The organism is Actinacidiphila guanduensis (assembly GCF_900103985.1).
Taxonomy (GTDB): domain Bacteria; phylum Actinomycetota; class Actinomycetes; order Streptomycetales; family Streptomycetaceae; genus Actinacidiphila; species Actinacidiphila guanduensis.
Genome location: NZ_FNIE01000002.1, coordinates 705,029 through 718,004, shown reverse-complemented (window position 1 = coordinate 718,004; position 12,976 = coordinate 705,029). Strand labels below are relative to the sequence as shown.

Here is a 12,976-nt window from a genome sequence, read left to right as displayed (position 1 = left end):
GCGTACCCGCCCCAGGACGACTACAAGGTCGACGAGGTACGCGACGACCCCCGCGTCACCCTGCTTCCTGTCCAACGATGACCCGAAGCATTCCCTGCTCACAGACACCTGGGCAACGCCAGACTGAAGCGGCATGAAGCCGTCTTTATAAAGTTCATTGAGATTGGCAGCTCACGTATCGAGCACGCGCCCACCGTGACCAATTAAGCAATCTGTCACGAAGGTGAACGCTGGCTAATACGCACGATGCGGCCATCGGGATCACGCACCTCGATAGTAGCGGTGGGGCTACTCCTGGCGATAGTATCGAGGCCAAGGCGACGTGCAGCTTCGTGAAGGCTGTTGACAGTGATGTGCAAAGTTACAGACGAGCCATCAATCAATCTCCCCGCGGCGGATTGGTGAAGAAGCAGGCCAGCGGTGACCTCGGCGGTGCCAGCACGTACGGGAATGTCACGGCCGGTGAGTCGGGCGTAGAAGGCCGCAGACCGAGCAATGCTGCGCGTCGCGAGCATAACGTCGGCTTCCCGCTGAGTAGAGTCAGTTGTCGGTGACGGTGCCGTGAGCGGGTAGCGTATTGCGCTCTCGTTGTCAATAGTAGCCGGATCACTCTTATCGCTGGGCCGCCCAGAATTAGGCTGGGGCCGCCGAGATGATTGCTCGCGCATTCTCTCATTAGACTCGGTTGTCGTGTCTGCGAGCAGGTCGACAAGTGCGGTCTGGCCATCGTCAAGGCGAAGTCGTGCGCGAAGTACGCGACCATCGTGGAGAGCAGCAAGGTCATCGAGATGATACTGGCGCCCGTCAGGGAACTCACCGTGGATATCGCGACGGGAAAGAACAGTGTCGTTCAGCGCGCGGCGTAGTGCGTTCGGGCGGCGGGTCGGCCACCGTGGTGGGTCGGTGACGTGACTGGCGCTGCGATCGGCCAGACTGGCGATGTAGTCGGCATCTTGCACCTCAGCGGCCAGGTTCCCGAGCCAATGCGTGTCGTGCAGTGCGCCGAGGATTGCCCCAGTGAGTGAGGCCAGAGTGTCGGTGTCGGCCTTGCGCAGGAAGGCAGCAGAGAGTAGACCGCCCTGTGGGCGTGCGGCAAATCGACTCGCAAGGTAGATAGCGGCAACCGCGCTGACTGTTCCGGCGCCGTTGATCTTCGGATCGGCGCAGCCGAGCCGTTCCAAGGTCGCCTCGGGGTTGCTCATGGCACCGCGATGCAGTGAGTCTGCGATGCTGCCTAGGAGTTGGGAGGTTTCCTTATTAGTGTCATCCCAGGTAACCGCGAACAGTTCCAAATCTTTGGCGGTGCCCCAGCCTTGGGGCAGTACCGGGAGGACACGGTCGATGTCAACCAGGCCAGCGGCGGCTGCCTCGACGCTGTCACCGAATCCATGCGTCGTTCGAGACGTGGCGGCGTGGCGGAGGGCGAAGGCGTAGACCAGCGCACCAACCAGTGCTCGGGGATGGCCATGGGTCGTGATGCCGTCGCGCACAATGCGCTGGATCAGGTCGTCGGAAGTGTCGGCCCAAAACACGTGAGGGGCTATGCGCATCGCTACGCCGTTGGCCCCAGCGCTGCGGTAGCGCCTCTCGACGGCCTGGACCCGTGCGGGCCCGTCGCCGCGCCAGGGCGGACGCCCGTCTGCCCATGAAGCGGCCGCGGCTAGGACCGCTCCGCCACCGCCACGCTGATATAGCGGCCAGGTAGGGAGTTCGACCTCGGTGAGCCGTTCCCACCAACGCTCACCGGCAAGGCAGGATCTGGCCGTGACCAGCAACAGTTGGGTGTCATCGCTGTATTCGCCGACGCGGACCGGGTCGCGATAGCGCCTGGAGTAATGGCCAGCGTGTCTGGTCCAACTCCGAAACTCCGGCCGCGGGGTAGCCCGGTCACGTTCTTTTTGCCCGCCAACTAGACCACCACGAACCTCCTGCGGCCATCCCAGCGCGTCACCAACCGCTGCGCCCAGGAAGACGCCCCGTGCAGTCCGCGACATGGCGTCGGTGGTACTGATCATGATGTCGCCTTTGGTGAAGCCTCTGGTGACCAGGTGGTCTCGGGGAAGTAGCGGCTGGTCTGAACGGCTGCAGCGATAGCCCATTTGTCGAACATACCTGGAGAGATCACCCACTGCATGCCGTCTGGCGGGAGCGTGCCGAACCGGTCAAGCCGTCCGTACTCCTCCATTGCTGCGGCTTGAGTAGGGAACACGATCGCATGGATCGCTGACATCGGCACAGGCGCGGTCACGAGCACTTCGGCCTGGACGTCGGTCGGGCTGCCCGGGTCGTGTCGAGGGCCGCGGGTACGGATCTGTCCGCCCTGGCCACGCACGTTGGGGGCGTAGCATCTGTTCAGGCCAGCTACGCCGGGTACAGCAAGGCCACCTGCTGCGGCGGCGTTGCGCGGGCAGAACAGAGTGCCTTCTACTGCGGAAACGCTCTTGTCCAGTATAAGACAGACCCAGTCGGGATAGTTAATAGCATCGGGCTTGCGTCGTGCTATATCGAAGTAAAAGCCGTTCGGGTATTGCAGGCTGCAGCAGACCTTATCCGGGTAACCGTCCAGACGCTGTAGATCAGTGGCTCGATAGTGGGCGCGTACGTCCGCAGAGAGGTCTTTTGCGCTGCGGAGTTGACGGTCAGTGAAGATATTGGGCAGGTTCAGCGAAGGGGTGAAGTGTGTCAGTCGGGCCAGTGGATGGGTGGCCAGCGCGGCGGCTACCTCGGCGTTGACTTGGCCAGTCATGTCGTCACCTGATAAAGCCCTGATTCGGCCGCTGGCAGCAGCGGCGTCGGGTCACCGGTGTGGGTGATTATGAGCTCATCACGAGCGCGAGTCACGCCGACGTAGAGCAAGCGACTCTCCCGGCTCGCAGCTTCGTCATACCCGAAGGCTGCGACCGTGTCACTGTCGGGGCATCGTGCAGCTCCGCAGAAGGGCAGGAATACAACATCAAACTCCAGGCCCTTGGCAGAATGGTACGTGCCCGCGTACACGCCGGCTTCGATATCCCACCGCTGCATCTTGTCGTGCAGCATCCGGACGCCCGCGACACCACGGACCGCTAGGCGTGCTTCTGCGCGGGTGCGAGCTAGCACCCCAACTCGTGCAACTTTCCCGAAGGTCGCAGCGCTGGCCGCGACTCCGGCTGCCTCAACCTCGATCGACGGATAAGAAACCAGGGTGGGCTTGGCACCGGCCGCACGTTGCGGCGCACGGGGTTCCACCAGGTCAGCCGAATCCCTAAAATGGGGCATCTGCGCCATGGCGATCGCGAGGCGAGCGATCTCCGGGCTGTTGCGATGATTGTCGAGAAAAACCTCGGTCTTCGCGACCTTCAGACCGCAAGAGCGCCACGACACCCGCTGTCCGTAAATCTGCTGGGCATAATCCGCGAACAGGGTCAGGCTGCCATCTCTGGGGATTGCTTCGGCCAGCGAGCGGATCGACTCTGGAGAGAGGTCCTGCGCCTCATCGACCACAATGTGCTTGTAGCGACGGGCGGTCATGTCAGCAGCCAAGGAGGTACGTACTGCAGCGGGCAGCGCCGCCCAGTCGTAAGGGTAACCGCCCGCCGCGCGGGTGGCCATGTAGTTCTTACGAATATTCCAGACCGCTCGCCGTTGACTTGGTTGCAGGGCAGCCATCCGACCGACCCGGTCCGCAGCGAGATAGCCCTCTACGCTAGCGAGCCCATTACCATCGATCCACTCGAGCTCGTCCAGGAAGAAGTCCGTTGCTCGGTCGAAGAATGAGCTTGGCTTGTACGCCGCCGCGGTGTTCTTGACGGCCTGCTCGACGAAAAGCCTCCGCTGGTCCGGGTCAGCGATCTGGTTGTAGCCCATGCGACCCCGTGCGGCCAGGTACCCACGAGCGAACGTCCCGTAAGTCTCGATTGTGACCCCAGGCAACTCGTGAGCGAGATGCCGTAGGTATGTGACCAAGGACTTGTTGTACGTAAGCAGAAGCGTAGGCCCCCCGTTTCGGGTACGGACATCGGCCAAATGCGCCGCACGGTGGATCGCCATTACGGTTTTGCCCGTGCCCGCGGTTCCTAGAACGACCTGATGACCGTGTGCCGTCAAGTAAACAACGTCGCGCTGATGACCCTGAGGTATAGGTAGACCCACCATCATCCCCCTGTAGATCACCGGCGGATGGGAGAGTCACTCGCATGGCACCGCCGAGAGAGAGCCACAGCTTATCCGATGATCAGACATTCTCGCTAAGTGTGACCCCTACTGCGTTGTTCGGCGACAGCTTGTAGGAGCCGATGCCGAATGCGCACATGATGGCGCTGCTCTGACCCCCTCGCCCCGCCGCCCATAGTTCCTGATCGGAATGGGGTTCTGACCTGCGGACTTCCCGCCGGAACTGATCATTCCGGGTGGTCCGTCATGCACCGCGCAACTCGGCATGATCTCCACCAACATGATCTCCACCAAGGGGACACAATGATCAGTCCTGCAGAACTCGCCCTTCTCGCCCTGGCCGGCTACCGCGCCACGCAGCTCGTCGTCCACGACTCGATCCTCGACCCGGTCCATACGCGCATCGACACCTGGCAGCAGCAGCGCCCCCAGTCCGGCTACCGCGAGGCCGGGGTGACACTGATCTCCTGCGTCTACTGCGCCGGCTGGTGGCTGTCCGGGGCACTCCTGGCGACCTGGCTCCTCATCGCCGGCCGGTGGGATACCGCGCCCGTCCTCGTCGCGGGGTCCTCACAGTCCAAGGGGCGAACGCGAAGATGCTGCCCACCATCACGCACAGCGAGTTGAGTGCCTCCCCGCGCGGCAGACCGTAACGGCGGCAGCGGCCGAGTGCTGTTCACCGGCTCCAAGGCCACGGCCGAAGCCGTGTCCAAGCGCTATGAGAGCAGCGTCGTACGGGAGAAGGGGACAGCCAAGCATGACGCCTCCCGTTCCTGAAACGGACAGCGGAGGGATGTGCTCTAGATGTCCCTTCAGCAGTCGCTCCAGCGGCGAGCCAGAGCGGCCGTCTGCGCGCAGAGTCGCGGGCATACCCGCGTCCACTTCGTCCTGACCATGTTGCTCGCCGCACGGGCAGATGCTCCAGCCGTCACTTTCAACGCGCAGGGCTACGGCCTCGGCAACGCTGTCGAGTTCGGTCAGTACACCGACCAGCAGGTCGACCTCGTCACCGACGCCCCCGGTGGCCGGAGCCGAACCGATCTCGGTCGCCAGGTCCAGCGCGTGCGAGGCGGTCCGGCCATCGCCGTCCAGCGTCGCGTACTTCCCGGCCTGCGCGGCGGCCATCACCCGGCGGCCCGGCGTCCGTACCGGCACCGCAACGGTGCTGGCATCGACCCGTACCGGACACACCGCGTACACGTGCTGCGCGCCTTCGCGGCCGGGGTCGGCAGCCGCGATGATGGCCTCGGCGACCGACTCCGGCCGCACCAGGTGGAGAGCCTCCTCCGGATCCATGTTCACGCGCTCGGCAACCGAGCGGACCATCAGCGCCACGACATCGCGTACCGCCACCGGCTCGACCTCGACTCCGCGGGTCAGCAGACCGCGCTCGTCTGGGCGACGATCGCCTTGAAATCCACACTCTGCTGAATATCCGGCACCTCACCAGCGTACGGGCTGCCTGTTGTCGGGATGCCACAAGTCGGCAGGGATGAGAGACCGCTCCACACGAAAGCCATCCGCGCTCCGGGCTCAGCGCGACGACCGGTCGAGAGCGTCTGGCGCCGTCGCCGGACCACCGCGCCAGCAGCCCCAGGCCGAGTTCTGCGGCGCACACCACGCGCTCCCCGGGAGCAGCTCGATGTCCTTCGCCTGCCCGAATGTCGCTCCCCTCGCGCTCACTTGCCGCACGGGAGAACCAGCCAGGTGCGGCGGAAAAGCAAAAATCCCAGGTCAGCTGGTATCTGACCTGGGGTTTCGTGGAGCCGCCTTCGGGATTCGAACCCGAGACCTACGCATTACGAGAGCCTGCAAAATCATCCTGGGTTGCGCTGGGCAGTACCACGAAATCTCGTTTTTCCTGGTCAGAAGCGTGCAACCGAGACTTGTGTGCCACTCAGTCCACTCTGTGCCGCCCCATCTGCTCACGCAATGCTCACGCACGTTGGCAAGAGAAGGTTCGTCTTGGACCTTTCGTCACTACTCGCCGGAAGACCAGAGCGGCAGACGGATGTGGAAGGACGCGCCCCCCAGCTCCCCATACGGGTCGGCAGAAAGGGCTCCCTCATCCACAACGGAGCGTGTGCCGCACAAGTCGGCCACGGCATCCCGGACAACCGTCAGTCCGAGTCCTGCGTTCGCGGCCCCTCCGCCTCCACCAGTTACCCCCGGGCGCCACATCTCTACGATGTCGACATCGACAATGCCCGGCCCCGCGTCCGAGAAGTCAACAAGTGCACGGCCGTCGTCGACCCTGGTGCGAACCAGCATCGCTCGCTCCCCCAACAGATCACCTGCCCGTGCAAATGCGCTCATGGCGTTGGCTACCAGGTTGAAGACGATTGATTCCAGGTCCGAAACAGAGCCCGCGACACTGATCGGCTCGTCCCAGAACTCCTCATTGAGAATGATGCCACGCCGCTCCAACTGAGGGCGCACCACGCTCAAGGCTTCTCCGACGGTGCGGTTAAGGTCGAGGACCTCAACTCGCAAACTATCCGGCCGGGTCGCTCGCGCAGCAATTTCCGTAAGTTCGGCGGCCCAAAGACCAGTTTCGCCGGCCTCCCTTCCAGTCGCTACCTCATGCGCGCACGCGACCGCAAGGATACCGACAGTGGCGAGGGAGCGATACAGCAGCCGGTCGGGGCTCACCAGCCGCAAGCTGGCCACTTGACGCTGAAGAGGCAGGGCCGGCGGCAAGGTCAACAGTTCCGGCTGAGATGCCGTCTCAAAAGACTCACGACCGCCTGCGGACCCAGCGGGATCCTCGCGGCGGCCGTCGCCAGGGGCGGACTCAGGGCGGCGAGCCGACACAGGCTTCCCAAGCCGGTCAGCGTCGCGAATCCTCTTCCGTTCCTTGGCCGCCCATTCCGTGGCGCCTCGCGCAAAATCACGGAGTTCAATGAAGGCAGCATTCTCCTGGAAACCCATGCGGTCAGTTTTGGGAACGAGAAGACCATCCGGGTCTTCCACCAACACCCGCCCAATACTGTTGTTGGTTGAGGGCCGTAGTTGCGGGTTACGGGCCCGCAGAAGGTTCAGGTCTAGCCAATCGAAACCCTGGTCTCCGTAGGGATGGACACGCAGCCCGCGGTGGAACAGGTGAACACCCCCGACAACCCGGAGCCAAGGGCGCAGGTCTGCGAATTTATTCTTCGAGCCACGCAGTTCGAACGAACGCTTATCCAGCAGGAACATCCACAGCTCAAATGACGCGACTGGCGCTTGATATCGCAGAGGAGGCTGCAGATTGCCCCCACGATTATCCGGCGCGACGTCGATGTGCTCTCCTTGGGTAATTACCCGACCTTGCCAATCATAAAGGACGGTACTCGCATACCCCTGTTCGTCGAGATGAGCTTCGAGCTTATATTCGTACTCATCGAAGAAGCTTCGGTTCACCGCATCTGATACCTGATCAAACTGGGGGGCAATGAGCGTGGCAGTGAAGCCCGTGTCCTCGTCGTTGAAAAACCCCGTGAGGAGCCGCATGGCACGGGCAAGCCGCTCCATCTGCTCTTTATCGAACCCCTGCCGCAACCGATGCACAGTCAACGAAGTGCCGGGGGCCTTCGTAGTCGGCTGACTGGTAATGGTGAGCTCGACCTCTTCAACCGAGTGAGCCGAGTCGTAGTCAGACCAGTCGATCACCAGCGTGTGCTCGATCCCAGGCTCGCTGCGCGGACGAGAGACCAGCTCAACCCGGCGCCCGAGGCGCAACGCCGCGAGCCGGCCTAGGCCCTTCTCCCCGATTCGACGGCGATTGGAGCGACTGTCTGGTGCGCCAGGCTTTGACGATCTCCCGATGAGCAGGAAGCCCTCTCGGATGTCCTCGGCCGTCATGCCGTCACCATCATCCTCGACGACAAGCGTGCCGCCAGGCTGCGTGGCGTTGCGGAGCTGGACGACGCTCTTTGTCGCATCCGCGTCGTACGCGTTGCGGACGAGCTCGATCACCCCGAGATCCGGGTGCGGAATCAGCTCCTCACCCAGGCGGATCAGGATCTCCGGCGCAAAGCGCAGATGAGTGCTCAAGCGTTCCCCCTCGGTTCAGATCCGCCCACTTCGCAAGATCTCTGCGGCACGCAGCGTAGCCACTTCAACACACTGTCCTTGGAACATGGCTAAATAAGCTCCCTACTACAAGGGACAGTTGGCTGGATCGAGCTGGCATGTACCTGAACTCTGTCAGCCAGGGCGCCAAGCAGAGGCGTGTCGACCACCAGACCACCCCCCCCCACCACCAGACTGAGTCGCGGGCACCGCAACCTTGCCTGCCTCGAGAAGGGCCGCTCCAGGACATCCGACAAGGGTTGCCATGCTGGGGCATCAACACCCCTGGGCGCGTCACACGTCGTCAGCGTCTGGGTTGACCTTGTACCAAGCGAGGGTCTAAACGATGGCGGGTGCCGGCTCCGCGCCCGGTACGACACCCCCTACTTGCATTCTGGTGCCTTCGGCTGAGCCAGCGCAGAGAAAGCACCCTTTAGCACCATTTACCGCTTTCGCCCCGATTGGGCAGATTCGCGCACGGCGGACGGCAAAACGCCCGTCGGGACTGGAACCGCCACGCCAACCATGGCAACGTACTGGTCTTGACAAAAGGCCAGGTGGGAGGCGTGGTCGGGATGAAGCTCGATAACATCTCGCCAGCCACCCTCTGAGAAAGGTGCAGGAGCTGAGATCCGCGAGCGGTCCTGTGAAATCCTCGCAAGGCAACACACGCGCTGTCAGTCAGCCGAAGCACGGCAAGATGGGAAAGGGGCCCTCGGTGCTCGAAGCCGGAGTGGTGACAGTCGCCAGGGCGAATCGCGCGCAGCGCGGCTTCTTGGCAGCCCGCGACACGGCTGACCTTTCGGCGCAGGCACTGGCCGTGCTCGCAGCCCTTCCGCACTGGTGGCGACGCCGCGCCGCCGAGGCGGGGGTGACCTCTTCCCAGACGTTGGGATTTGAGGATGAGATGGCGCTTCCACCAGGCTTCGAATGGCAGGGACTGGCCTCCGTTGCCCCCCGCGAGGATCTCTTCGATGCCTCTCCGCAGCAGTTCGCCAACGCTTACGTAGTCGCACTCGATGGTGCCGTTCGGACGGCAGAGGGGCGCCACTACACGCCGGCCCCGCTGGCTGAGGCGCTCTACACGCACGCAGCGGAGGCCCTTGGCCGCCGGGTGAACGGACTTGTTTGGGATCCGGCCTGCGGAGCGGGCATGTTGCTACTGCCAGCCCTGCGATCTTGGGTGAGAGAGCAGGCGAACACCCAGCCCGAAGTGGCGTTGACTGCAGTGCGATCGGCCATTGGTGGTCGAGACCTCGATACAGCTGCCGTGCAACTGGGGAACGTCCTTCTAGCAGCCGAACTTCTGCCGATCTGGGCCATGGTGCCCCTGTCGAGGCGTCGTCCTCTCCCCGCTCTTCTAGAGGTGGGAGACGGTCTGACGCCACCTCCCACTCCTCCTGCGATTGCCGTTCTGAATCCGCCGTACGGCCGGGTCCGGCTCTCGGAAGCTGAACGTGAGCGCTGGCAGCATGTGGTGTTCGGGCACGCCAACCGCTACGGACTCTTCATGGCCTCTGTCGCGGAACACCTCGCTGACGACGGCGTTGCGGCCGCGTTGGTCCCAGCTGGATGGCTCGGGGGCTCCTACTTTCAGCGGCTCCGCGCTTACCTGGCAGATACGACCCCGTTGACACGGCTTGCGCATGTGACTGACCGTTCTGGGGTGTTTTCGACGGGAGTCCTCCAAGAAACGGTGCTCGCCACCTTCCGCAAGGGCCGTGCCCCACAGGCCGTGGCGTGTGAGCGTCTGACCCTCAATGGCCGGCTGACCAGTGAGGGGACTGGCAAGGGCCGCTTGCCGGCGACCCCAGATCGACCATGGCTCCTTCCCCGCCAGCCGGAAGATCTCCCCCTGGTCAGAGCTGCGCGGAAGATGCCGAAGCGTCTCGCCGACTACGGCTGGTCCGTTTCGACCGGCCCGTTGGTGTGGAATCGACGCAAGGAGCAACTGTCTGCCAAGCCCTCGCGCGCGTCCGTGAAGATCATCTGGGCTGGTGACCTGGACGGCGGGCAGTTGCATCAGGACCCCAATCGGGACAAGCTCCGCTACCTCCACCTTGCTGAGGGCGATGAGCGCGTTCTCGTCCTGGCCCGCCCTGCCGTCCTCGTGCAGCGAACCACCGCACCGGAGCAGCCGAGACGCCTTCTGGCGGCGACGCTGGATTCGGCGACGCTGGCTCAGTGGGGTGGTCGGGTGTCTGTCGAAAATCACGTCAACGTCCTGACCAACCCGGAGTCGGACGGGCTCCTCACTCCTCGGCTCCTCACGGCCTTGCTGGACTCAGATGCTCTTGATCGCCTCTACCGCTGCCTCACCGGCTCCGTTGCGATCTCGGCGTACGAGCTTGCAGCCCTGCCTCTTCCGGGCCCCAAGGCGCTCCGGTCCTGGGCGAGTCTGGCGGATGACGAACTTCCGGCAGCGATCAACGCCGTATATGGTCTGGAGGCGTGACGCAGACAGACCAAAACGATTCGCCCCATTTGCCTGCCCTCCTGACAGGCCGCGAAGAGTACCAAGCGCGACTGGCCGTCATTTTGCCTCCCTCGGTTACGGGGACTACAGATTCGGCCAATCCTGGAGCCGGCGCACTGGCCTTCACCATGATGTACGTCGGCGCAATCGGTGACGTACATCCGATTCGACCGTCTACCGCTTACTGGATGGGTGAATCACTTGCCATGCGCCGAGAAGACTCCATCAGGACTGGATATTATCTCGCCGCGATGCGTAGCGAAAAAGCGGTCTTGCAGTTCTGCCAAAGCATGGGTTTTGAGCGTGGTGAAACCTGGTATGCACAGCATACGCGGGAGCCACTCCGTGATCAGACGTTGCGATCCTGGATGGACCACGGCGTGGTTCGGGTCGATGAAAGCGTAAAGACCACTTCTCCGAAAGCCCGCTACACCTTTGCCCCGGAGTTCGCGAAACTACTCGACCCTGCCCTGGTGGGCGAGGAGCTGAATGAGGCCATAAAAGCGTGGCAAAACGAGGCTTTTGGTCCAGTAGCGCTATCCCGAGTCGACGAGGTGCGCAGAAAGGCCAAGGGCGAGGCAGGGGTTTCAGTTCACCTTCCCGACGGAACGGTAAGGCAGCTCTCGACAGGTGAGAGCAGTTGGATTCTGAAGGGTGTAATCGAAAAATTCTGCCCCCGCGTGATGCTGGAACCGAGGGTTCTCTTCATCTCTCAGTCCGAAGAAAAGGCGCGACCCGAGGATATTGCCTTCCTAAAAAAAATCAAGATGCCGCTTGATGCGGCTAAGCTGCTGCCCGATTGCCTTATCGTGGATCTAGCCAAAGAGCGCGGGCATTTCTGGTTTATTGAGGCCGTGGCGACTGACGGCCCTATCACAGAGGCACGCAAGAAGGAATTCATTAAGTGGGCATCAAAGGGTGGTCTTCCCATCGATAAGTGCCGATTCCTCACGGCGTTCGAGGGCAGGGGGTACGGTCCGGCAAAGGTTGCGCTACCGAAACTCGCCAACCACTCTCACTCGTGGTATCTCGATGAGCCCGCCATGGTGCTGACGTGGGACAGTCTGCCTGATAGCCCGGAGTCGCCTCCCTCAGCGTGACCGGACTGCCTGCCAGCCGCTCCTCCAATATCAGAGCCGCACCAGGCAGATCGAGGACCTGGCGTTTGTCTCGCGTGTCTTGATGAGCACGTGATGCTGTCAAGGGCGTGGACGTGATGGCGTTCGGTGAGCCGGCATCCGGCGGCAGTGCTGGGTATCCGGCCAGCTTGAGTGTGCCGCGGATCAGGTCGCGGGTGGCGGTGAGCACTGTGGCGTGTTGTAGGTCCTGACTTGTGACCCGCGCGTAGGCACCTGCCGCCCACCTGCGATCGCCTGGCGCCTGCGGTGCAGAGGATCGGCCCGGGCGCCAGCCTGGTGGGCCCGGCTCTGTTCACGCCCCGGCCGGCCGCACTGAGCTCGGCTGAATCAAGACGCGCCAGCACGCTGCTCAGAATCTTCTCGCTCGGTATCCGGTAGCGGCCAAAGGATGGGGGGAAGAGGACAGGCCGAAGGCGACCGGCTCATTGTGCCTGCTTGGCCTCTCCTTCCAGACGTGGGCCCATTTCCCGCGCCCCGTATGCCGGACGACGGCCCCGAGGCCGTGTACCTTCTTGAAGGTCGTCCTGCCGCTTCTCCTCGGGAACAAATAGGACAGCACCATTAACCAACGCCTGGTGCTCTACAAGTCCAGCCAACATTAAAATCATGCAGGTACGGCAACATTGGAGACAGCTCCGCGAAAGGCCAGGCCGCCCGGATGCTGGCGTCGAACGCCCCGGGACCTTCCGCGAGACGGACTAGGACGCCGAGGAGCACTTTATGAGAAACAGCAAGAACGGCGCGGCCCTGGCTTTCGGCTATGCGGAGTAGTCGGTCGACGCAGCGGTTGGCTCGCGCGTATAAATCGGTAGGGCTCTCGCCATCCCCGCACGCCAGAGACGGGTTCGCCGCGCGCTGCTCGCGCCAGGCTCGGTATTCGGGTGGGTAGGTCTCCGAGGTACGGCCGATGACGATGCTCGGGGCGTGCCATTCCGCCAGGAGTGGTGTCGTGTCGATGACGGGGATGCCGGTGAGTTCGGAGAGGAGGTCAGCGGTCTGACGGGCGCGGAGGAGAGGGCTCGTGACAATGGCGGTGATCCCCTCCGGGAGGGGAAGGGCGCGGTGGATTTGGGCGCGGCCTTCAGCGGAGAGGGGGGCGTCGGGTGGGGCGTGGTGGCCGGGGCGGTGGCCTTCGTAGGCGGCGTGGCGCATGAGA

Annotated in this window: 9 protein-coding genes; 3 read left to right on the top strand and 6 right to left on the bottom strand. The window is 63.3% G+C overall.

Going from position 1 to position 12,976, the window contains the following annotated elements:
• Positions 1-215: 215 nt before the first annotated feature.
• Genes BLR33_RS06360 through BLR33_RS06350 form a run of 3 tightly spaced genes read right to left on the bottom strand, consistent with a single transcriptional unit; the run spans position 216 to position 4,134 of the window.
• A complete protein-coding gene (locus BLR33_RS06360) occupies positions 216-1,994 on the bottom strand; it encodes an ADP-ribosylglycohydrolase family protein (protein WP_245771216.1) in 1,779 nt (592 codons plus the stop codon).
• A gap of 17 nt (positions 1,995-2,011) precedes the next feature.
• On the bottom strand, positions 2,012-2,746 hold the full coding sequence (locus tag BLR33_RS06355) for a DarT ssDNA thymidine ADP-ribosyltransferase family protein (RefSeq protein ID WP_093783227.1): 735 nt from the start codon (positions 2,744-2,746) through the stop codon (positions 2,012-2,014).
• Positions 2,743-4,134 (bottom strand): 3'-5' exonuclease, encoded by a 1,392-nt coding sequence (locus tag BLR33_RS06350; RefSeq protein WP_245771215.1) that lies wholly within the window; start codon positions 4,132-4,134, stop codon positions 2,743-2,745. Before BLR33_RS06350 ends, BLR33_RS06355 begins: the two co-directional genes overlap by 4 nt.
• Positions 4,135-4,455: 321 nt before the next feature.
• On the opposite strand from BLR33_RS06350, the gene BLR33_RS06345 reads away from it, so the two are divergent.
• Positions 4,456-4,779 carry a DUF1360 domain-containing protein gene (locus BLR33_RS06345; RefSeq protein ID WP_093783225.1) on the top strand — a complete coding sequence of 108 codons (324 nt, stop codon included), beginning with the start codon at positions 4,456-4,458 and terminating at the stop codon, positions 4,777-4,779.
• Here BLR33_RS06345 and BLR33_RS35075 read toward each other — a convergent pair.
• Entirely contained in the window at positions 4,762-5,505 is a 744-nt protein-coding gene (locus tag BLR33_RS35075; protein ID WP_176930150.1) for a hypothetical protein, read from the bottom strand. The genes BLR33_RS06345 and BLR33_RS35075 overlap by 18 nt on opposite strands.
• Before the next feature lie 627 nt (positions 5,506-6,132).
• Positions 6,133-8,187, bottom strand: coding sequence for an ATP-binding protein (locus BLR33_RS06335; protein WP_093783223.1), 2,055 nt, complete (start codon positions 8,185-8,187; stop codon positions 6,133-6,135).
• A 736-nt stretch (positions 8,188-8,923) separates the two neighbouring features.
• Between BLR33_RS06335 and BLR33_RS34180 the strand changes: the two genes are divergently transcribed.
• Both BLR33_RS34180 and BLR33_RS06325 read left to right on the top strand, forming a co-directional pair.
• Complete coding sequence (locus BLR33_RS34180) at positions 8,924-10,660, top strand: DNA methyltransferase family protein (protein ID WP_176930149.1); 1,737 nt, start codon at positions 8,924-8,926, stop codon at positions 10,658-10,660.
• Positions 10,657-11,781, top strand: coding sequence for a BsuBI/PstI family type II restriction endonuclease (locus BLR33_RS06325; RefSeq protein ID WP_143031642.1), 1,125 nt, complete (start codon positions 10,657-10,659; stop codon positions 11,779-11,781). Before BLR33_RS34180 ends, BLR33_RS06325 begins: the two co-directional genes overlap by 4 nt.
• 600 nt (positions 11,782-12,381) lie before the next feature.
• Here the strand turns inward: BLR33_RS06325 and BLR33_RS06320 are convergent.
• Entirely contained in the window at positions 12,382-12,972 is a 591-nt protein-coding gene (locus tag BLR33_RS06320; protein ID WP_245771214.1) for a histidine phosphatase family protein, read from the bottom strand.
• Positions 12,973-12,976 lie beyond the last annotated feature (4 nt).

Bases quoted from the DNA above. Each gene is read 5' to 3' on its own strand.
- BLR33_RS06345 (WP_093783225.1), top strand. From the start codon at position 4,456: ATGATCAGTCCTGCAGAACTCGCCCTTCTCGCCCTGGCCGGCTACCGC.
- BLR33_RS06350 (WP_245771215.1), bottom strand. From the start codon at position 4,134: ATGGTGGGTCTACCTATACCTCAGGGTCATCAGCGCGACGTTGTTTAC.
- BLR33_RS06355 (WP_093783227.1), bottom strand. From the start codon at position 2,746: ATGACTGGCCAAGTCAACGCCGAGGTAGCCGCCGCGCTGGCCACCCAT.
- BLR33_RS06360 (WP_245771216.1), bottom strand. From the start codon at position 1,994: ATGTCGCGGACTGCACGGGGCGTCTTCCTGGGCGCAGCGGTTGGTGAC.
- BLR33_RS06320 (WP_245771214.1), bottom strand. From the start codon at position 12,972: ATGCGCCACGCCGCCTACGAAGGCCACCGCCCCGGCCACCACGCCCCA.